At 40.4% G+C, this 22,859-nt stretch carries 11 protein-coding genes; 7 read left to right on the top strand and 4 right to left on the bottom strand.

Going from position 1 to position 22,859, the window contains the following annotated elements; translation table 11 throughout:
- Positions 1-724 precede the first annotated feature (724 nt).
- Entirely contained in the window at positions 725-8,956 is an 8,232-nt protein-coding gene (locus Q0954_RS06315; protein WP_299455078.1) for a T9SS type A sorting domain-containing protein, read from the bottom strand.
- A 1,037-nt stretch (positions 8,957-9,993) separates the two neighbouring features.
- On the opposite strand from Q0954_RS06315, the gene Q0954_RS06320 reads away from it, so the two are divergent.
- From Q0954_RS06320 to Q0954_RS06345, 6 genes are all read left to right on the top strand, one after another.
- Positions 9,994-10,980, top strand: a complete 987-nt coding sequence (locus Q0954_RS06320; protein ID WP_299455081.1) for a YpdA family putative bacillithiol disulfide reductase — start codon at positions 9,994-9,996, stop codon at positions 10,978-10,980.
- Between the two features lie 227 nt (positions 10,981-11,207).
- Positions 11,208-12,164 carry a methylenetetrahydrofolate reductase [NAD(P)H] gene (gene metF / locus Q0954_RS06325; RefSeq protein WP_299455083.1) on the top strand — a complete coding sequence of 319 codons (957 nt, stop codon included), beginning with the start codon at positions 11,208-11,210 and terminating at the stop codon, positions 12,162-12,164.
- Positions 12,165-12,268: 104 nt separating this feature from the next.
- Positions 12,269-13,120: a hydroxymethylglutaryl-CoA lyase gene (locus Q0954_RS06330; protein WP_299455085.1), complete on the top strand. Its 852-nt coding sequence runs from the start codon at positions 12,269-12,271 to the stop codon at positions 13,118-13,120.
- A 103-nt stretch (positions 13,121-13,223) separates the two neighbouring features.
- Positions 13,224-13,949, top strand: a complete 726-nt coding sequence (locus Q0954_RS06335) for a (Fe-S)-binding protein (protein ID WP_299455087.1) — start codon at positions 13,224-13,226, stop codon at positions 13,947-13,949.
- Between the two features lie 865 nt (positions 13,950-14,814).
- Positions 14,815-15,387 (top strand): SiaB family protein kinase, encoded by a 573-nt coding sequence (locus Q0954_RS06340; protein ID WP_299455090.1) that lies wholly within the window; start codon positions 14,815-14,817, stop codon positions 15,385-15,387.
- A 39-nt stretch (positions 15,388-15,426) separates the two neighbouring features.
- A complete protein-coding gene (locus Q0954_RS06345) occupies positions 15,427-15,822 on the top strand; it encodes a DUF1987 domain-containing protein (RefSeq protein ID WP_002700094.1) in 396 nt (131 codons plus the stop codon).
- Between the two features lie 294 nt (positions 15,823-16,116).
- Here the strand turns inward: Q0954_RS06345 and Q0954_RS06350 are convergent, their stop codons facing one another.
- From Q0954_RS06350 to Q0954_RS06360, 3 genes are all read right to left on the bottom strand, one after another.
- Positions 16,117-16,830 carry an SAM-dependent methyltransferase gene (locus Q0954_RS06350; RefSeq protein ID WP_299455104.1) on the bottom strand — a complete coding sequence of 238 codons (714 nt, stop codon included), beginning with the start codon at positions 16,828-16,830 and terminating at the stop codon, positions 16,117-16,119.
- Positions 16,831-16,855: 25 nt separating this feature from the next.
- On the bottom strand, positions 16,856-17,623 hold the full coding sequence (locus tag Q0954_RS06355; protein ID WP_299455106.1) for an alpha/beta fold hydrolase: 768 nt from the start codon (positions 17,621-17,623) through the stop codon (positions 16,856-16,858).
- Positions 17,624-17,825: 202 nt separating this feature from the next.
- A complete protein-coding gene (locus Q0954_RS06360; RefSeq protein ID WP_299455108.1) occupies positions 17,826-21,062 on the bottom strand; it encodes a carboxypeptidase regulatory-like domain-containing protein in 3,237 nt (1,078 codons plus the stop codon).
- A 189-nt stretch (positions 21,063-21,251) separates the two neighbouring features.
- Here Q0954_RS06360 and Q0954_RS06365 point away from each other — a divergent pair, with 189 nt between their 5' ends.
- Positions 21,252-22,610 (top strand): amidohydrolase, encoded by a 1,359-nt coding sequence (locus Q0954_RS06365; protein ID WP_299455110.1) that lies wholly within the window; start codon positions 21,252-21,254, stop codon positions 22,608-22,610.
- The last annotated feature ends 249 nt before the right edge of the window (positions 22,611-22,859 follow it).

A 22,859-nucleotide genomic window follows, 5' to 3' on the forward strand; every position in this document is an offset into this window, starting at 1 on the left:
GAATGATTCAACTACATCACTGCTTTGTATATATTCAACTTATAATTATCTTTTGGTAAAAATCATCCTAATAGTTCTGTAATTAGTAGCAAATATAATTGTAATTAAATAAAAATCCTACAACTTGGTCTCTACCTGAGACGCACTAACAGTTTAAACACTGACTATCAGTCATTTACACCTTAATAAAATATCTTATTTGCGTACATTAAATACAATCAAGCAGGTGATATAGTTTTTTTACTGTTTATATCAAATGTAGATATAAATACCTGGATGTTTTTGAAAATATCGGTGATGCAAAGGAAGGTAAAAGCCCAGGCAATTACTTGGACGTATGATTAAAAAAATTGGACATATCGTTAATTCTCTGAAAAACAAGGATTTACTTGAAGCGTTTTTAAATACTTTTCACGTCTATTTCAATTCATGCACCTACAATGCATAAAGGATTTTCAGGTATTGCTATGACCCACTAAAACACCTTATTTAAAGGTATCAATCACAACCATTGCTATAAGTACTCAGCTTATAGTTTTTATCAATAATAGGTCTTGATCCTTATTCCTGATAGTTTTTTTTAGAAGAAAACACCCTAACAAAAAAGGGCATTGCTCCACTGAAAACAGTGGCAATGCCCTCCAATATACCTATAAAACTTACAAGTAAAGCGGTTGTTTTAAGCCGCTTTATACAATAAGTCAGGTGCGCTTAACACCAATGCTTAAAGCTTTTCAAACCTCAATTGAGAAGTTCTGCCTTTATCTGAAATCCTTAAAATGTACAAACCTTGCGACAAGTTGTTTACATCTATTTTCATTGACTGTTTACCTGCTCCCCACTGGCCATGTTTAAGCAATTTACCCGTAATTGACCATATTTGCCATTGTGCTTTTGGCGACAACAACGCTTTTACAGTCACCGTTACCTGGTCTGACACCGGATTAGGAAACAACAAGGCTCCAGAAGGCAACAGTTCATCTTTTACTCCAGTAACCTCGTGCTCGCTTTGGTTTTCGTCCAATCGCTTTATGCTCACACTGGCAGTTGCTGCCTGGTGTACTTCTCTAGAGTTATAGTCTTCTACAAACACCACTACTTTAAAGTTTGTGGGGTCTAAATCGCCTATATCGCTCCAGTCAAAGTTCAAGGTCTGACTTTCTCCGGCAGCCCAGGCACTTGTACGGTAAGTTCCAGCGGCATCAGGCAACATCTTGCGGGTTACGTTGTAAAAGGTTTTCCCGTTGGCAGTAGCTTCAGTATCTATCACCACTACATGCATTACCACTGGGTAGTCAATGCTTTCAAGGGCAGTGATCGTAGCCGAACCTGTCAGTTTTTTACCCGTAACCGAAGGTTGTGTAATGGCTATACTAAAAGGCGACTCTACCAAAATACGCGTAGCCAAGGTATCTTGTGCCCAGGTATCCAGCTCAGTGTTATCTTGAGCATAGCCGTCTACTACACCTCTAGGTACTGCCCTTATGCCGTGATGAAACGCCCTTGCACTAGGATCTTTAGTGTTTTGTTCATTAAAGAAGTCCTTGGCAGGAAATCCAGTATGGTGATGAATACTGATTACTTCATTGGCATTGCCTCCAGTAGAGAAGTCTTTGGCAGCTTTGTCCATTGCTTCGGCATTTGCTACACTTTCGTTGATAAAATACTCAAGCAGCACAGTACGGTTACGGTTACTTATTCTAATATCATCAAAAGCAAACCCTTCATAACTATTGGCTTGTGAGTTGTCTGCATTGCTACCAAAGGCTATTCTAAACCTCACCATTTTTATTGCTTGGTTCGCTGGAATATCGTTTAGTACGCTATTTATCCCAAAACGAGCCACTTTCCAGGTTTTTGTGCTCCTTACCTGGGCGTTGCCTGTCCATCCCTGGTCACCACTGTTTACATCTGCTCCAGTACCAATGCCTGGTTTGCCCAGCACCCCTTTAGCATCATACCAATTAAGCCCATCACCTTGTTTACCCAGTCTTTTCCAGGTTTTGCCATCGTCTACAGTATATAACAACACCACTCCATCAGACCCAGGGTCAGTATCAGACCAGTACTTAAACGACAACATGGGCTTGTCAAGTGCTGTAATATCAAAACAAGGGCTTTCTACATAAGACTGCTCATTGTTGTTATAGCTTGAGCTATCACTAGAGTGAGGGTTGTCGTTATTATCTGTAACCCAAACATTGCCCTGGTTAGCAGGGATATTTTTACCTTTAGGGGTTTGCCATTTCCAGCTTGTGCTATCTTTGGGTATTTGATTTACTTTTACGCTCCCTTGGTGTATCCAAAAACCATTATCTGTCTCAAAGTTTTCAAGATAAGGTACTTGTGGAGTAACTGTAATAACCTTAAAAATATTTACCCGACGACGCAGCACATAGGTAGCTATATCGTCATCGGTAGTAATAGTAAGGGTAACCCAATAAGTACCTGGTGTGGCGTACGTATAATTTTGTACCGAATGGGTAGCCTCTGTACCCATCGTTTCCGTGTTTTTATCTCCAAAATTCCAGGTAATGGTTTTAACCTTATCGTCGTTAAACAATTTACTCTTGTTTTCAAACCTAGTAACACCTCCTGCACAAAACCCTGACACATCAAAATCAAGCAAGAACTCTTTACTTATTTTTTTCTCACATCCCCCTTGTGCCTGGGTGCGTACACTTAGGTCATAACTTACATTTTTTACTTCTGTGTTGCCAAACTCTTTTGTAGGGTTTTGCCCATTCAAGGCACTCCCATCAATCAACCAACTCCATTGCCCACCCATACTGAGGTTGTTAGATGAGGCTGTAAACTGTATGCTACTTTCGTGGTATACTTTAGTGGCGGTTACTTTAATATCTTTGGGTACAGACGTTACAGTGACCACTTCTGGCATATCAGAGCTGTTTGAACAACCATCTTCGGTGTGCGAAACAGATATTTCATAAGTACCTGCTCCTACAGTTTCTGGGCTAAACACCCCATTCTGAATGGGTTCTGCGTTTCCTTTAGAACCATCAGAGAAGACCTTCTGATAAGTGAAAACTGCACCTGGCACAATATTTTGCCCATCTCTGGCTTCCAATGGAACACTGGCAATATCGTCGCAATAGGTTTTGTCGTTGTTCAAACCAGTAAACTCTATCTCAGGCAAACGTTTAAGAACGACTGTAAACTCTGCCGACTGACTGGCACAGGCCACACTACCCGAACCTCCATTGATATACTTCACAGCATACTCACCGTAGTTTGTGTTCCACTCTTGGGTAGAGGCATCTGGCGCTACGGGGGTTTCGTCAAATATAGGGTTGCTTACATCCAGCACATTGGTCAAATTTCCGGCAATGTCCTTCAACAGTTTAAAGTTGGTCATTCTACCTTTGGGTCCAGACAATCTCCTGATCATAAAATAGGTTTTACCGTCTTCTAATGCAGGATTTAACAACTCGGTGGTTCCTACCACAGGCACCAAATGCACCGAAGGTGTTTCACGCACGCAATAGCTAGTCAAATCTTCAGTGGTATTGTCTTCTTTTTTTGCTTTAATCAAAATCGCCTCAGGCTTGGTTACCTGAATAGTTCGGGAGGCGCTTCCACCACAACCAGTAGAATACGTATAAGTAATGGTGTATTCACCACCTTCTGTAATAGATTGATTGATATTAAATGTATTGTTACCATTAGGCAAAGTCTTAATCACTGCCGAACCTTTTTTCACTTCAATAAACCCATCATTGCTGCCAGGGATAGAGGCTACAGGTGCCGTAATTTTAGGCTCTAGAGTAATGTTACCCTGACTAATACAATACACTGGCACTACTGGATTCCCCAGAGGGTCAAAATCACTTTCTCCTGTAATAGAAAGCAATAGTGTAGGTGGTTCTTCAATTTTAAAAGTCCTGGGGTCAGAATCTATAGAACAGTTTCCATCGTCGGTAGTATAGCGATATACAATGTTATGCTCGCCTATCGCCAACGCATTGGGCTGAAACGGATTATTAAAAGGAATATCATCGATGATCGCTCCACTAGCGTCTTTGATAAGCTCACGAAACTGACCTGTACCCGCCGGCAAAGTATTAGAAATAGCAAAGGTGATGTCACTGTTATCGTTTTTACAGTATGAATTTTCCACAGCAAAAACAGGTTTCACTGGTCGCACAATCTCTACTGATACGTTTTCTACTCCATTACAGCTTCCTTGATTTTCTTCAATGACGATGGTACCATTGGCATTATTTGCCCAAAGCACTATAATCTCATCCACAGCTGTAATGGTTCTTGGGGTAGTAGAATTCTCAGCACCTGCATCTTGTATGGTTCCTCCGGTAACTTTCCAGGTAAGCCCTGCCTGATTGGTAAATGAGGATAATTTATACACTACCTCACTTCCAGCACAAGTTTTCTTTTTATTCCGGGCTTTAGCACCTGTTGATGGGTCTGCGTCTACTTCGGTACCCAATTGGGGTTTAAGCGAAGTACTTACTGTGATTGGTATATCGCCGGTAGTATTTGGGCAAGTGCCTTCAGAAGCAGGAGAAACCACCTCTAAAGCAATAATACCATCCAACACGTCCCAGGTAACATCTATTTGAGACACTCCAGAGGTTTCTCTTTTTATTCCATCGCCTTTGTCAACCGTCCACTTATAGGTATACCCCGCCCCAAATGGAGTACCACTTGCATCTTGAGCAGCTTTATAAGTGACAGTAGTATTGGCACAGGCATTGGTACCCGCATCACTTACAATGTGAGGAGCAGGCAAAGGCTTGACCGTTACATCAAAAGTAGCAGCCGGGGTATTACAGTTACTCGGTGTAAGGGTATTTGTCTCGGTTACATCCACCTTATAGTCTCCGTTGGCTACTGCCCAATTTACCTTTACTTCTGCCCCTTCATCAATACCATCCACAAAAGTTCCGCCTTCTGGCAAACTCCACTTATAAGTATGCCCTGATTTAGCAGGTATTTTATAAGTAGCTGTGCTTCCATTACATACTATAGCCGAACCACTAATTGCACCAGGGTTAGGTCTTTTGTATACAGTAATTCTGTCAAGATCTATAATATCAACATCACAAAAACTACCATTACGCACCTCTACTTCTACCGCTTTGATAGTTACTGACCCATTGACCAAAGAAGGGTCAAAGGTATAGAACATATCTTCATCCGTAACCAGGGTGGCCTGGGTAATGATAGAAGGGTCGTTGCCGCAACTACGTGGAATATTCGTGGCTATTTCTCCGGACACCCCTACATCGGTAGGGTCTAAAGGATCTTTAGAAGCCAAACCAGGTACTGCTATTAGCTTATGAATGTATTTCTTCCTCCCTCTGGTATCGTCAAAAGTTACTCTTTTGATGCTAAAACTTTGCTTGGAGTCATACTCACAATAAGATAAACTCAATCCAGTTTCGGTGGCTTTTACTACCACTACTCCTACTTCTTTGGTTACCGAGCAACCATTCTCTGTATAAGTATACTTGATAGTCTTGCCTCCCAAGCCCGCTTTTTCCGGGTCAAATGCGGTTTGATTCCCATTGGTGGTGACTATTCCTTCGGTAGCAGCAAATACCCCTCCGGCAGGTTCACCTGTCAAAATAATAGGATCAGCGTTAGAAGCAAAGGTTTGCCCTTCGATCAGGTCATTGGCACCTACTTTTATTTGTACACCTGGTGTATCAAAGATAGTAATCTCATATTCGGCAAAAGCTCCTGCATTATCACACCCTCCTTTAATGCCACGTACTCTCAACTTTATCTTCGGGGCATCAGGGCCAGTAGGCATACTGTTGGCGGTCACCGTTAATATATTGGCAGCAGTAGCAAATATATTGGCATCAGCGTTTACATCAACATCGCTCGTCGATAGTTCTGCTGGAATCTCCCACTGATATTGGTCTGCTCCAGCAATAGGTGGCACAAAGTAAGTCGCAGACTTGCCCTTACAAATAGAATTAGCTCCTATGATGTTGCCTGGAGCATTGGGGGCAGTTTTAATGGCGACCGTTTTTTCCAGCCAGCCGCCTTTACAGCCCGCATTGTTTACACCTCTTACCTTTACAGTTACATTCCCGCTTTGGGCACCAGGGCTTACCTTTAATTCAATAGACTGGGTAGTAGACACTGGAGTAGTAACCGGGGCAAGCCCAACGGGTAGTTGCCACTCATAACTGTCTACACTGGTCATACCTGTTACTTGCAAAGTAAAGTTGGTGTTTTCACAGGCATCTGTTGCTGTCTCGAACGTTGTCTGATCGGCCGCAGAAATTGTGGGAGGCACTACTGACGACAAATCAGCTATTTTAGTGTTGTTTGTCAGGTTTTTCATATCGCCTGACGTGATGTCTACATTTATTAGCTTGAGTTCGGTAGAGGTAGCATTAGTGCCTGCTTTTACTTGCACTTCCAAGTTTTTGATCACCAATGCACTCAATTCGTTTTCTGAAGCAGCATTAAACTGATAACTCAACACCAACACCTTACGTAAGTCCCCTCCAATACTTTCCTCCTGAATAGTAGGCGTAAAGTTACCATTAGATGCCACCACTTCTGGCGTTCCTGCCAGTACGAAATTGGCATCATCAGGCAAAAACTTGAGTGTTCCTACTCCAGTAAAATCTTTGATGAAGGTTTCTTTGATGGTAAAATCAGGTAAAATACCAGAGGAACCTGCACATATTCCATTTAATGCAGCAGGTACTATTACAGCTCCTGAGGGTTTAATTGTAATATTCTTGGTAGACTCCACTCCATCACCACAATCTGCCGAACGTCCCTTTACCTTAAGCACTGTAGGGTTATTGCCTCCTCCAGGTACTGTACTGGAGGCAGTTACTGTAATCTTATTGGTAGTAGTAGTAATAATGGTAGTTCCCGCTGGTCCGTTAGTACTGATGCCATCAGTGCTGCTTAACCCATCATTAGACAGAGTCCATACATATTCATCAGCTCCGTCTATAGGAGTCACCTCATAAGTAGCAGTTTCACCCACAAACAACTCTCCTACACCAAGTGCACCTGTAGCAACACCAGGCGCGCTGCGTATTGTTACTTGTTGCTCAAGCCAATTACTTTTACAACCACCCACGTTCACTGCCCTTACCCTTACTTTGCCGTTAACAGCTCCGGTTCCTACTCTTAAGGTGACCGTGGGACTACTGGTGGATACGGGCGAATCGGTAGAGTTGGCAGTAATGCCATCAGGAAACTCCCACTCGTACTCTGCCGCGCCTGTCACTGCACCAATGGCAAAGTCTACATCGGTATTTGTACAAAGCACTGAGGCAGAAGTAGTAAATGATCCTGGATCAGGCAATGCATCAAGCCTTGACACCCTTGCAAGGGTTACTTTATCATTGATACGGAAAAAGTCAGATGTTACTTTTGGAATGATTATAATGTTTGAGTTAGTCGAATTGGGAGCTACCGCTCGTATTTTCAAACCACTGATAATCATTTTATTGAGCGTAGTCAACGAGGCATTGTCAAACACATAGTCTATCTCTAAGCGTTGTTTGTTATTACTAATTCTGGTGGTAAAATTGCCCAAAAAACTTCCATTGTTTTTTTCACTAAAAATAGTGACTGGGTTTCCCCCAAACTCATAACCAGTACTGGTCATTTCTAATCTGAAAGTTCCACTCGCAGCGGTATTGGGAGACCCACGCGAACTCAAGTCATCAGCGTTGATCTCACTCAATACAATATCTCCGATAGAGTGATAGTCTCCACCAATACACAGATCTTCTACTTTGAGGATGTTTTCTACTACTACCCCACTCAGATTTCTTACATTGATGTATTTATAGTTGTCATTGCCTTCGCTACATACATTGCGCCCTTTCAACTTAGCAATCGCCCAGGTATTACTTACCACCTCACCCGCTTTTACTGCAAGTCTGGGGGTTTTAGTGATCACTTGGAACCTGTCAGTCCCTGCATCATTTACAACAGTGTAAGCATTTTCGAAAGGAATCAACAATTGATCAATTATCCATACATACTCATCGGCATTGGCTATAAGGTCTGATGTCAAAACAGTTACCCGACCTTCATAGGGTGCGTCATTAAGCGTTGATATGCTTCCCGCGTTGCCTGCCTTTTCTACTACTGTTACATTATGGTTCAACCAGTCACCTTTACACCCATTGCTGTTTACTTTACGTACTTTGATGGTGGTATTGCCCAAAGGCACGCTGTTGTTTACATCAACCGTAATAGAATTTGCCGTAAAACTGGACTGGGTAATACCATTAGGCAACTCCCACTCATGGCTCATTCCAGCTTCGGCGTTTACTTCCAGGGTTTGTCCATTGGTATTCAAGCATAGGCTTGCCGGCGAGCTGGACGAGATGGTAGGTTGACCAGTGGGCACTTCAAGCACACTAATATTGGCAAGTACATCATTTTCATCCAAGCCAACTATATCGCTGGTAGTTCCAGCTTTAGGTTTTAATTCTACACTGGTGACGGTTCCACCTGCAGTTGCTTTTACTTGTAAGCCAGTAATTTCAATAGAAAGGTACTGGCTTACAAAACCACCAAATACATAATCTATCTCTAAGGTATTGCCTCTAATTACTGTAGTGAAGTCTCTTTGATAGGTTCCTCCCCGATAATACTTGGTTTCGGGGGAACCTGTCATTTCAACATCATTGTTAGAAAGAATCAGGATAAGCTTACCACTCTTATTTAATGCAAAATCTGTATCTCCCTCTAGAATGGTGATTTTACTTAAAGTCTTGGCTTCTCCTCCCCTACAAACTTCCAGGTTAGCCGCAGGGGTAATATTCACAGCAAAAAATCTTTTATACAAGGTAGTACCACTTGCCAGTGCTACACCACCTACCAATAACAATAAGCCTGTTTTAATCAACAAACTTCGTTTGATTCGAGCAGCAAACCGTCCTCCCAGGCTGGTTTTATCACTTCGTTTTAAATTTAACATTTTACGTTTTGTGTTTTAAAAATAGGTTATTATGTATTCACAGTGCTATATCGAAATTAATACACAATGGTTTGTATGCCTGATAAAGCCTGTTTTGTATATATAGAATTACTAAAAAAAGTCTTGGTAAAGTCCCATCCACTGTGTTTGTTGCCATCAAGCGTGCTTTGAGCGAATTTATGTAGCTGGATTTGATACATTTGTTACAAAACAATGATAAGATTATTTATAGATGTGATGATTTTAAAAAAGGGGAGAATAATAAATGTAGGGGCAGTTTAAACACAGATTTATTGACACTATTTTCAAATATTTGGATAACTAACATAAGCAGTACGTAAATTTGACACTATCAACAATAATTGATAATTTTTGTACAATGATTCAGGATTTTTTAATTACAATCAGTTCGTGGTTATTTCAAAGTTTGCTCAATTTTAGCGGTCACAAATGTACTTCAAAGTAGTTAATATTGCAACATATACAGTTAATGCTCGTATAATTAAAGTTAGCTCCAGCCACATTATTCAATAACTACTAAAAAAAATCATATTCTATTTATGGCAATACTATTAGTAGTTAAATTGTAGCAGGCAAACCATTACCTCTCAAACTTTACCAGAGTCTGAAAAAACAATCCCCCTACCTCAAAAAGAATGTTAAGCCCGTAAAAATTATTTGTATTTTCTGGTTAAATTCACCATCATCGCACTGCATTCTATTGGTGCTATAACACCTGAGCCTATCCTGCATTTGCGCTTTCTGACAAAGCCTTCTTTTAAAATGTAAAGTCAGGGCATACCCATCACAAACCATCAGGGAACATTTTATGTGTTCAGGTAGTTTGAAAATAAGTAATGTTGCCGAAATAATGTCAGCAAATTTAAGTAAATATTTTTTCGCTAGACAAGGCGAAAAATCGGCTAATAGCAGCGCTATTCGGCTATTTTTCAACGATGTATAGCGACTAAAATATACAGTTAAAATGGGGAAGTTATTTTGACTGCATTACTAAGCATTCGCTAAAACCATTAAAAATGAACAACAAAGTATACGACCTCATTATCATAGGTGGTGGTCCTTGTGGATTAGCCTGTGGCATTGCTGCCCAAAAAGAAAATCTTGACTACCTCATTATTGAAAAAGGTAGCCTTACCGAATCTATCAGGATGTATCCTCGAAATATGCACTTTTTCTCTACCACAGCAAATATTGCCATTGGCGATATACCATTTGCTGCTTCAGGGCGTAAGGCAAGCCGGGTAGAGGCGCTCCAGTATTATAGGGCAGTAAGCGAATATTATGCACTACAAACCCAGCTATATACCGAAGTGATCGATGTAAAAAAAACAGACCAACTATTTGAAATATACACCTCGCGTAATGAAACCCTGCAAACCCGCCATGTAGTAGTAGCCACTGGATATTTTGGCTTACCTCGACAACTCAACGTTCCGGGCGAAAACTTGCCCCATGTCACACATTACTATGAAGAAGCTTTTCAATATGTACACCAAAAAGTAGTAATGGCTGGTGGGGGCAACTCAGCAGTAGAAGCTGCTCTTGACCTTTATCATCACGGCGTAGACCTTACAATGGTGGTACGTAAAGATGATTTTAAAAGAACAGCCAAATATTGGCTCATTCCCGATTTACGCAACCGGATTAAAGAGGGAAAAATTAAAGTGAAGTTCTACACTGAGATTGAAAAAATAGCACAAGATTGGGTATGGCTTCGCAACCACCAAACCAACACTGTAGAAAAGTATCCAGCCAACTTTGTCGTTTTGCTGATTGGCTATACTCCTGATGGCCATTTTTTACAAAAAATTGGTCTGAAACTGAATGAACGAATGGTTCCAGAGTTTGACCCCAACACTTTCGAAACCAATGTATCAGGGCTATATGTAGCAGGCACTGTTCAGTGTGGTGTACATACCGAAAAAATATTCATAGAAAATGGCAGGCATCATGGCACCAATATCGTTCAACATATCAAATCCAAAGTTTTGGTTAACAAATAGTTGTTAAATCGTAGCTTTGTGGATAATATTGCAGCATTTAACAAAGTAAGTACCCATAATATTGGGGTAAACACTTCTAACAAATAGGTGTAATTACCTTATTATAAACAACTTAAGTATGTTTGCCGCTCGTTGCTTGGCGAGTTATCAAAACATTACTTGATAAGGTGCAATGAACATAAAATATCACTATAATAAGATAGCCTTATTTTAAACTACTTAGTCGAATGACAAAAATTATTGAATACATACAAAATTCGGAAAAACCGCTTTTTTCTTTTGAAATCATCCCACCACTCAAGGGGCAAAGTATCCAATCATTGTTTAACTCTATTGAGCCTTTGATGGAGTTTAAGCCAAAGTTTATAGATGTTACTTACCACCGTGAAGAATATGTATATCGTAATCGGGGCGAAGGTTTACTGGAGAAACACGTAACCCGTAAACGCCCTGGTACTGTAGGTATTTGCGCTGCTATTATGCACAGGTTTCAGGTAGACGCTGTTCCTCACTTAATATGTGGTGGTTTTAGCAAAGAAGAAACCGAGAATGCCTTGATAGACCTTAACTTTTTGGGGATAGACAATGTACTTGTATTGCGTGGAGATGCCATCAAGTCAGAAGGAAGGTTTACACCAGATCCTAATGGACACCAGTATGCTTCTGAACTACTAGAGCAAGTAGTAAATATGAACAAGGGTGTATACATCGACGATGAAATCAAAAATCCGTTTCCCTCTAATTTTTGTATTGGGGTAGCTGGTTATCCAGAAAAACACTTTGAGGCACCTAACTTTACTACTGACCTTAACTATTTGAAAATGAAAGTAGAAATGGGTGCAGAATACATTGTTACTCAAATGTTTTTTGACAATCAAAAATATTTTGACTTTGTAAAACAATGTCGCAAAGAAGGCATCAACGTACCTATTATACCAGGGCTTAAACCACTTACCAGCAAAAAGCAATTGACTGTTTTGCCTAGTATCTTTCATATAGACCTGCCACAAGAGCTGGTAGACGAAGTAAGCAAATGTCAAAACAATGAGCAAGTGCGTCAGGTAGGCATCGAGTGGGGTATCAAGCAATCTAAAGAATTGATCAAGTTTGGCGTACCTGTGTTACATTATTACTCGATGAGCAAATCTAAGGCTGTCAAAGAAATTGCAAGCGCACTTTTTTAGCAAGCCAACAGTTACAAACCATAGTTGTGTAAGTATAACCAAAGCTTGTACATCTATGGTCTACTCTTCTTGTCTTTTTAGCCTATACCTAATGATCCAATAGTATGAAATACATAGAATGCCCAAGAGACGCCATGCAAGGTCTAAGTGAGTTTATTCCTACCCACCTCAAGGCTCAATATATCAATACTTTGCTTGAAGTAGGTTTTGATACCATAGACTTTGGCAGCTTTGTATCACCCAAAGCCATTCCTCAATTGCGGGATACCGCCGAAGTGCTCAGCCAGCTTAAGTTAGATCATACTCAAAGTAAACTATTGGCAATCATTGCCAACAAAAGAGGTGCGGAGCAAGCAGTTCAGTTTGATGAAATCAGTTATTTGGGTTTTCCTTTATCTGCTTCCGAGACTTTTCAAAAACGCAATACCAACAAGTCTATTGAGGAGGCTTTTAAACTAGTAGAAGAAGTACAACACCTTTGCCAAAAACATAATAAAACCCTGGTTACTTACATCTCTATGGGGTTTGGCAATCCTTATGGTGATCCTTATGATGCCGAAACTATTGAGAAATTTACTCAAACTCTGGTAGATCTGGATGTAAAGGTCATTTCTTTGGCCGATACCATTGGAGTATCTAACCCCAGCAATATCGGCTTTTTGTACCAAACCCTGATTCCTCGCTTTCCAGAGGTAGAGTTTGGTGCACACCTGCACTCTACCCCTCAAACCATTACCGAAAAACTACGCGCTGCTTATGAAGCTGGTTGCCGAAGGTTTGACGGAGCTTTTCGTGGATTTGGTGGTTGCCCAATGGCAGAAGATGACTTAGTAGGTAACCTTGCTACTGAGGTAGTATTAGATTTTTTTGCCAAAAATTTTGAAAGTATTCCCGTTAACCAACAAAAATTTAAGGAGGCTTACGCACTAAGTGGCCAGGTATTTTCCATGCATTAAATACTTTGGGGAGCTGATTGGATGGCTAAAGAAACATACACCAATTGTATGGTCGCCACGCTTACCTCCATACATCATCATTGACTTTTAATCATCACACCAAATGGTTGTAGATATTTTTATTCCCTGCTTCATCGATCAGGTTTTTCCTAACACAGGAATGAACATGGTGAAGATTTTAGAAAAACTAGGTTGTGAGGTTCATTACAACCCCAAACAAACCTGTTGTGGTCAGCCCGGATTCAACGCGGGTTACTTTGAACACGCTACCGAAATAGCTGAAAAATTTGTGGGCGACTTCCCCCACCCCGACCGCTATGTCGTGGCTCCTTCTGCTTCTTGTATTGGTATGATCCGTAATCAATACGAAGACCTTTTACGCAATAGTACCAAACAAACACAACTTCAGCAACTTCAAAAAAACGCTCTAGAGTTTACCGAGTTTGTAGTAGATGTATTGGGGGTAGACAAAATAGAGGGGGCAACGCTTGAAGGTACTGCTACCTACCACGATGCCTGCAGTGCCCTACGCGAGTGTGGAATAAAGGAGGCTCCCCGTAAACTGTTGAGCAATGTGGCAGGGCTCGAACTGGAAGAAATGAAAGAGTCGGAAACCTGCTGCGGATTTGGGGGAACGTTTGCAATCAAGTTTCAGGGTATATCGGTGGGTATGGCAGAGCAAAAGATAGACAATACTACAGCCACACAAGCCAAATACCTTATTTCTACCGATTCGTCGTGTTTGATGCACCTGGATGGCTACATCAAACGTAACCGCAAACCCATAGAAGTCATGCATATTGTAGATGTGCTGGCCAGTGGGTGGTAATGCCAGGTATGCCTGTTTATCAAACCCAATGCAAACGATACGATACGGTATTTGCCGAAGCTAAGGAATGGTGTAAAAATAAAGTTCTATAGTTTAAGGAAATATTTTTTGGTCAGGCGAGGTCAAAAAACGCGGCATAGCCATAGCTATGGCAAGTTTTTTTAACGAAGCATGTCCAAAAAAGATGAGGTTAAGAATGTAAATTTATTTTGGCACCGTTCCTAAGCTACCTTTCAATTAAGTTGTAGGGTAGTTTTAATGCCCCTGCTTAGCTTTGTTCATTTGCCTGACGCAAACACCAGGAATTGGATTTTCTGTCGCGCACACCCTTCTCTACTCTTGATTATTTAAAAGCTCTAAAATCAGGAATTTTAGAGCTTTTGGTATTTCTTGCCCTTACAAAGCAATGCTTTTATCAAAAGTGTGCATATAAATTGTCACATAAAGGCAATTGGTATGATTTTTTAGCATAGCAAACCAACGACTTACACACTTTTAGAGCTGCATTATCACACTCTCTATTTGTGAACATTCCCTGAATAAAAGTAATTGGTAACCAACATAAATAAAGTATTATCGCTAAATACTTGTGATTGCTAAAAATTAGTGATATAATTCATTTTATTAAAGAGGTATTCTCAGATGATACTGGCTGAAATTCAGTGAAATCTGAGGACTAAATACCTGATTTATATTTTGTTGGAAAAACATTTATTCTATATCTTTGGCAGATAATAGGCAGGTGGACTACTAATATGAAATAGTTGTTATTTGTATATTGAGGGGAGGTTTTAGTCAAGTATTTGTTGATGTCATCTGTGATTGAATAGCTGGATTTATGCTTGAAATACACAAATATTATAAAATGTTGAAGGATGAGAACATTATATTGTCTCACAACGGAGCATTAGATAGCGAAGTCATCGACCTTCTCTTAGATTTGACAGATAAAAAACTGACCAAATTAAAAATAAGAAGAGGGGTTAGAAAAAAAATATTTAACATACTCGTAGAATGCCTACAAAACACCCTTCATTATATCAAAGAATTCGACGAAGATATTCCTATTGTTCATTCGCCTTTCTTAATTGTTATAAAAAAAGAGAATAGCTTCATAATCTCAACCGGAAACTTTGTGACTGAGGACAGAGCTGAATTTCTAAAAACTAAGTTAAGCGAGATTAACACCCTTTCTCAAGAAGACCTACAAAAACATTATATACAAGCTTTAGATAAAAAAACCCTCCCTACCGAAGGTGGCGCTGGTTTGGGGCTGGTAGATATCGTGAGAAGGTCAAAGCACAGGGTATTGTTTGATTTTCAGGAAATTATTACCTCCGGCGACCGCCTACCCAACGACAATACAAGCGATGTAGGTGTAATGGAAGACAAGGAAACTTACTTGCTCTTTAATCTTCAAATTGAAGTGGCACGTTAAATTTTGCATTTTGTAGAAATTTTTGATTGATTGTAATATATGGAAAATATTTCAATACAAGGTACTTCTAAAACTCCTAACGTAAACTTTGATGTGTCATCAGGTATATTAGAGATCAGTGGACGATCGATACCTGAAAACTCATATCAATTTTATGAGCCCTTGCTATCGTGGTTAGACAAATATGCATCTCAACCACAAGGAACCACCGAACTAACATTCAAACTGGATTACTTCAATACCAGCTCTTCTATGTATATTTTGGGTATTCTGAAAAAACTTGAAAAGTTATATCTTGCAGGGCATAAGGCAGAAGTAAAATGGTATTATGACATAGATGATGAGGATATGCTCCAAACAGGTGAAGACCTGAAGCAGATAGTTAAACTACCCATTGATATGGTAGAACTGGACGCAGAAGAAGACGAAGATTAAAGGCAAATAACATTTGCCTTTTTTTTAGTGCCCCCTTATTATACTTAAACAAAAATGGTTTTTGGGACAGACTTTGACCAATTGCCTGAATACCAACATTAATCAACCGAAGCTACAGCTGTGCTGAGCTCTGCTTCAGCTAATCCTGTAAATCCTAAAACCGAGTCTATTTATAAATCCCGATTCATCAGGGCAGCTTGCTGTGACGAGCTCACCGCAGGTAATCACTTTAATATTAGTATACTAATTCATTTTTTATATTCAGGCACACCTTCTTCGTCCTTGTCCATCTACTTAATAAGAGTGTAAAACAAATATAGTAGGCTGCTTGTGCAAATCAGGCAAGCCCCCCTTCCATTGTCCTATAGTTTTAGTAGCAATAAAAGCCTCTGGCGCAGTAATGTTGGCTGCCACACACAACAAAGTATTTTTTCGGCAGTGTTGTACCAAGTCTTTCATCAATTGATTGTTACGAAAAGGAGTTTCCATAAAAATTTGAGTTTGTTGCTGACTTGCCGATGCCTTCTCTAACTGCTTAATCGCCTTGCTTCTTTGGTCTTTGGCAATGGGCAAATAACCCTTAAAAGCAAAAGACTGTCCATTCATGCCTGAAGCCATTAACGCCAAAAATATAGACGAAGGTCCAACCAAAGGCACCACATTTACGCCCAACTGATGCCCAAAACTCACTACTTTTGCCCCTGGATCAGCTATGCCAGGACACCCCGCCTCCGAAATAATACCCACATCTTTGCCTTGCAACAATACTTGAGTGTTTTTTTTGATCTCATCAGTAGCAGTATGTTTATCTATCAAATAAAAAGTAAGTTGAGAAATATCAATTCCCAACTTAAGGCTACTGATAAAACGACGTGCTGTTCTCACATTTTCCACAAAAAAATGGGTAATATCAGCCAACTTATGAATGGTATGCTGAGGCAATACTTCTGCTTGAGTATCAGGTGCCAGCACAGTGGGTATCAGGTATATTTTACCTTTGTCAGACATAGGGTATATTAATTGAGAGTGATATTTATCCTTGTAAAAACGTAAGTAACATTTCTAAAAACTCCGCCGGACTTTCGGCATGCACCCAATGTCCGGCATTCTCTACAGTTTGTAGTGTTGCCTGTGGGAAATGATGATTAATTACAGCCTCATCGCCATCTTTAATATAGTTTGATTTACGCCCTCTGATAAACAAAGTAGTTCCTTCGTGCCGCTTGTCTTCAGCAAGTCCTCCGCTTACATTGGCCAAATTGTCGCCAATGACTGGTAAGTTAATACGCCATTCAAAGTTTTTCTCCTCATTACGATAAAGGTTTTTCAACAAAAACTGTCTTACTCCTACCTCATCTATATAAGCCGCCAATTGGTCATCAGCTGCTTTGCGCGAATTGACCTGACTCAAATCAAGCGTATTTAGCCCAACCACAATTTTATCATGATGAATAGGGTAAGCCTTGGGAGCAATGTCCACTACCACCAGTTTTTTTATTTTAGAGGGAGTGTGGTTCACCGCATAGTTCATGGCTGTTTTGCCACCCATCGAGTGCCCAATCAATACGAAGTCTTGCAACTGATGTTGTTCTACAAACTCATGCAAATCATTACTCATTACCTCGTAGTTCCATTGGTCGCTCCAGGGCGAACGTCCATGGTTGCGTTGATCTATTAAATATACTTTGTACTGTTCGGCAAGTTTTTTACCTATGGTAAGCCAATTATCAGACGAACCAAACAAACCATGCAAAATCAATAGGGGTTCGCCTTCGCCAAAAGTTTTATAGTGTAGTTCCATTTTTTTAAAAATAGTTACAAGCTGCAAACGACAAGCAACAAGTAGTAGTGCTTGCGCTGATGACTTGCTGCTTGAAGCCTGTAGCTTTAAGCTTGAAAGTCAAAAGTAACAGATAAGCCTCGAAATAAAAAAGCCCCCTGCAAAAGGAGGCTTTTTTGTTGATTATTTAAGTAATTACTTTATCATTTGTAATTTCTTTGGCTTACTTGAAAATATAACGTACACCCACTTGCATTTGCCATCTTGAGCTACGGAAACCGCTGTCATCAAAGTTAGCATAAGCAGGGTCGTTTTTCTGCACACCATTGTAAGTAAACTGAGGAGTAGTACCATCGGCTGCTTTTCCTTCGTAGTTTATCAATTGAAACTCAGAGCTTACCGTGCGAAGTCTCCCCCACTCACTATTGAGCATGTTGCCCCAGTTAAAAATATCTAAGGTAAACTGTAAGATATTTTTATGCCCCTTGCCTGTTTTTACGTAAAACTCTTGCAAGAAACGTAAGTCAATAAAAGCCAAGAAAGGAGCACGGTTCATATTACGCTCAGCATACTGCCCACGACGAGTGCTTAAGTATTTATCGCTTTCAATGAATGAATCTAGTTCGGCCCATTGCTGTGCTGCAGTTTTAGTTACATTATTATTATCATCGGTAATGTCTACCAGGTTGATCTCAGAAGCATTGCGAGGCACATAAATCAGCGAACGTTCACGAGAATCTTCGTTGGTAAGGTTACCATTGTCGTTGTATATATAAGAATAAGGATTGCCAGACTGCCCAGTAAATACTAAACCAATTTGAGAAGCACCAAATCCAGCATACTCTTTACGGTAAGAAACTTGTGCTAACACGCGGCTACCTGCCGAAAAAGCAGAACGTTGAATTTCATTCATATTATTACGACCATTTACTGTATGCAAGCCTCTCCATTGTGAGGAGTTTTGAGAAGAAGTACCATCAAATACACTGTAAGAGTCACCATAAGAATAAGAAACAGCCAAGCTCAAACCATTATCAAATGGCTTTTGAATTTGTGCCACAATGTTATAAGCATACCCTTTGTTGGTAGAGCTCGCCAATAAGATGCGTCCATAAGTATCATCAATCTCATCGCGACGATCATATACCGGACGGTTATCAGCCCCAGTTAAATTACTCGTAGAAGGCTTAAGGTTTACGTTTTGATAAGTAGGTGCACTTAATACTTTGGTATACAAGAATTCAAGCGTACCAATCATCCCCCAAGGAAGTTTGTAATCTACTGCAATATCAGCTTTTAATACTTGTGGAATTTTGAAATCCTCAGCAAACAAATCTATAGAACCTGAAGGGGTTACATTGTTAGGGTCAATGTTGCCTGGTGGCTGGTTGTTTACATCTGGGTTAAAGGTATTGGTACCACCAAAAATTCCTCCTACATTCAAACCATAGTTGTTAAATGCACCACCTGGCCATACCAAAGGTACTCGGCTGGTAAACACACCCACTCCACCACGCAACTGTAGGGTTTGGTCTCCGTTTACGTCATAATTGAAACCAAAACGAGGAGAAATCATGACCTGTGGTTTGATAAATGACCCAGTTCTGGCGCCTTTCAAGTCGTAAGTTTGTGACAACAAAGGAACTGTGGTATTGTTGAATGCCTCGTTGGTGGGCGTATTCTGAAAGAAAGGAATATCAACTCTGATTCCTGCAGTCAGCTTTAAACGATCATTTGCTTGATATTCATCTTGTACATAAAGTCCAACCTGACCAGCGTTAAGTCTAGCAATGGCTTGCGAATTATCACCCACTATATTGTCTACCAGCGAATAGTTTCTGCTATAATCACTAGACGGTTGGTCAGTCAAGAAGTCGTTGAGGCTACTGTACTCGTAACTTCCGTAGTTAAAGGCAATAAATAAGTTACCAATGTTATAAAACTCATTGTGCGTACCAATAGTAATGGTGTGTTTGCCTTTGTATATCTCAAAGTCATTGGTAATGGTAAACACATCCTGAGTAAGTAGGTTGGCAGTAGAAAATGGCTCAGAACCAAAAGTAATGGTTCCTTGACCATCACTTATTTCTACCCTTGGAAATGGATTACCAGTAGGATCACGGTCATCCCTTACCCTAGTATAACCTGCGGTAAATTTGTTGGCATAATTGTTACCAAAAGAGCTTCTCAGTTCTAAGGCAGCAGAGGTAGTATTAGAGGTAAAAGATTCTGCTCCGTTTTGGAAGTTGATATTTTGGGTTCCAGACTGAAATCTTTCCTGGTTACGGGCACCAGTGTTAGAAATACGGAATGTTAAACGGTGGTTTTTGTTGATGTTATAGTCAAAACGAGCTAAAAACCTTTCAGCATTTAAGAAAGAATTGTTTTGAACGTACCCACCTGGATCATATCCATAGCCATTCAATTTGGTCACCAACTGGTTTAAGTCAGCAGTGGAAGAGGTGCCCTGGTAAGTACTGGCATTGAACGGCAGAGGAGTTTCGTCTCTTTGCAGCTCGGCGCTTAAAAAGAAAAATAACTTATCTTTAATGATAGGCCCACCTAAGCGTACCCCATAAGTCATGGCCGAAAATTCAGGTAAGCCAGCACGTTGGGTGGCAATGTCGCCTTGCTCGATAGGGGTGATACCTGCCATGTCTTGATTACGGAAAAAGCCATACACAGAACCTTCAAACTTGTTGGAACCACTACGGGTTACGGCATTGATAGAACCACCCGCAAAACCTGATTGACGAACATCAAAAGGAGCTACTGATACTTGAAACTGCTCAATAGCATCGATACTAATAGGCGCTACTCCAGTTTGCCCACCATTGGTACCACTGCCTGATAAACCAAATACGTCATTGTTTACGGCTCCATCAATGTAGATAGCATTGTAACGGTTGTTTTGCCCAGCCATTGATACTGAAAATCCATCGTCGCCTTCTGAAAGGTTGGCGGTAGGCTCTAAACGGGCAAAGTCGGCAATAGAACGCGATACAGTAGGCGTTTCATTGATTCGCTGCTCGTTTACAATGGTTTGAATACCTGTACGGTTACCATCAAACACATCGTCTTTACGCCCTACTACTTCTACTGCCTTCAATGTAGCAGCATCAGAAAGCATTTTAATGGTCAGGTTCAAGGTTTGCCCCAAAGCCAATACTACTCCACTTCTTTCATTGTTTTTGAAACCTATGTAAGAGACGGTGATTTTGTAAGGTCCTCCTACTCTCATATTTGAAAGACGAAAACGACCATTAACGTTGGTGGCAACACCGTATTGGGTACCGGAAGGGATGTGCACAGCTACTACAGTAGCTCCCACAAGGGCTTCCCCCTTATCATCCTCAATCTTCCCCGAAAGGGCTGAGGTAGTGACCCCTTGAGCAAACGTTTGGTTTGCTCCTAAAATCAATGCCATGATGAATGACAATGTAAGTAAAACTTTTTTCATAATATGACGTTTAAACATTCCTTTTGTGATATTGGCTGCAAAACTACAGCATTTGGTTTCGAGAAAAACAGCATCTCATATTAAATAATTGTTAAGGTAATAAAGATATGAATTTACCCTGCTTTATTTGGGAAAAAAGTTGAAGTTTTCTAAGTTCGGGGGTTTTTACCAAAAATAAAATTGTATCTAATGAAGAAGTATTTGAACACATCCAAATTTCTAAAATATGCGCTTATCCTACTCCTATCACCCATATATTCAGGCACTCTAGCTCAGAATAGCCAAATTTTAAACAATAAAATTCGCAAAATCACAGACAATAAATATAACAACCTTGACAAACTCTACAAATACTTTCACGCCAACCCGGAGGTTTCTTTTCAAGAAAAAAACACCTCCAAACGGGTAGCCAATGAACTAAAACAGCTTGGTTTTCAGGTGACCGAAAATTTTGGTGGTTATGGCGTTGTAGGGGTTTACAAAAATGGCAATGGACCTACCATTATGGTCAGAGCTGATATGGATGCGCTCCCGGTGAAAGAACAAACAGGCCTGCCGTATGCCAGCAAAAAAACCACTCAAGATAATTTGGGCAAGGTAGTACCTGTGATGCATGCCTGTGGGCACGATATTCACATGTCGGTAATGATTGGAACAGCCCAAACCTTGATTGCACTGAAATCATCTTGGAAAGGTACTTTATTATTTATAGGGCAGCCTGCCGAAGAGCGCAGTGGTGGAGCCATTGCCATGCTTAAACAAGGGCTGTTTGAGAAGTTTCCTCGTCCCGACTATGTATTGTCTTTGCACGCCTCGGCTAGTTTAGAAGCTGGAAAAGTAGCCTACAAAACTGGACCAGCACTTGCCAATGTAGACATGGTAGATATTTTTGTTTATGGTGAAGGTGGACACGGGGCTTACCCTCACACTACCAAAGACCCTATAGTGCTTGCTTCGCGCATTGTTATGGCTTTACAAACTATAGTGAGCCGGGTAATTTCACCCTTCGAACCAGCCGTAGTTACTGTAGGAGCCTTTCACGCAGGTACCAAACACAACATTATTTCAGGCGAAGCCCATCTTCAACTTACTTTGCGCTCTTATAGCGATGAAGTACGTAATAAAACAATTGCTGAGATTAAACGAATGATTAAGCACATTGCTATTTCGGCAGGTATGCCCAAAAACAAACTACCTAAAATGGTGTTACGTGACGAATACACACCTGTCACTTTCAACCATGTGGCATTGACCAAACGCCTGAAAAAAGTGGCAACGGATATATTGGGTAAGCAAAACACTGAGGATGCCAAAGCAGTAATGGCAGGTGAAGATTTTGGCAGATTTGGACGAACTAAAGCCAACATTCCAATTTGTTTGTTTTGGTTAGGCACCGTTGACCCCGCAAAAGTAGCCCAATATAAAAAAGCAGGTAAACAGTTGCCATCACTTCATTCAGCCTTTTTTGCCCCTGTACCCGAAAAATCTATCAAAACTGGAGTACAAACCCTGACTGCGTCGGTGATTGATTTGTTGAATAATAAATAATGCTCCATAAAAAAACGCCTAAACGAGCGTTGCTCTCGCTTAGGCGTACATTCAATCAGTGCCTGATTCCTGATTGTAATGAGTAAATTATAGCTAAATATATATAGTTCGTCATCCTTTGTTAGAGTATACCCCTTCTATATCCCAATAGTTAGCTTTTTTCGGTAGATACGCCCATAACGTCGGTAAGCAACCAAACAAGATAGACAAATGAAAATCGGTTAAGTTCAGTCATTATTGACCTAAATA

The organism is uncultured Microscilla sp. (assembly GCF_947493425.1).
In the GTDB taxonomy this organism is placed as follows: domain Bacteria; phylum Bacteroidota; class Bacteroidia; order Cytophagales; family Microscillaceae; genus Microscilla.

Excerpts from the sequence above, each read along its gene's own strand:
- Q0954_RS06315 (WP_299455078.1), bottom strand. The coding sequence starts at position 8,956 with ATGTTAAATTTAAAACGAAGTGATAAAACCAGCCTGGGAGGACGGTTT.
- Q0954_RS06320 (WP_299455081.1), top strand. The coding sequence starts at position 9,994 with ATGAACAACAAAGTATACGACCTCATTATCATAGGTGGTGGTCCTTGT.
- metF (WP_299455083.1), top strand. The coding sequence starts at position 11,208 with ATGACAAAAATTATTGAATACATACAAAATTCGGAAAAACCGCTTTTT.
- Q0954_RS06330 (WP_299455085.1), top strand. The coding sequence starts at position 12,269 with ATGAAATACATAGAATGCCCAAGAGACGCCATGCAAGGTCTAAGTGAG.
- Q0954_RS06335 (WP_299455087.1), top strand. The coding sequence starts at position 13,224 with ATGGTTGTAGATATTTTTATTCCCTGCTTCATCGATCAGGTTTTTCCT.
- Q0954_RS06340 (WP_299455090.1), top strand. The coding sequence starts at position 14,815 with ATGTTGAAGGATGAGAACATTATATTGTCTCACAACGGAGCATTAGAT.
- Q0954_RS06345 (WP_002700094.1), top strand. The coding sequence starts at position 15,427 with ATGGAAAATATTTCAATACAAGGTACTTCTAAAACTCCTAACGTAAAC.
- Q0954_RS06350 (WP_299455104.1), bottom strand. The coding sequence starts at position 16,830 with ATGTCTGACAAAGGTAAAATATACCTGATACCCACTGTGCTGGCACCT.
- Q0954_RS06355 (WP_299455106.1), bottom strand. The coding sequence starts at position 17,623 with ATGGAACTACACTATAAAACTTTTGGCGAAGGCGAACCCCTATTGATT.
- Q0954_RS06360 (WP_299455108.1), bottom strand. The coding sequence starts at position 21,062 with ATGAAAAAAGTTTTACTTACATTGTCATTCATCATGGCATTGATTTTA.
- Q0954_RS06365 (WP_299455110.1), top strand. The coding sequence starts at position 21,252 with ATGAAGAAGTATTTGAACACATCCAAATTTCTAAAATATGCGCTTATC.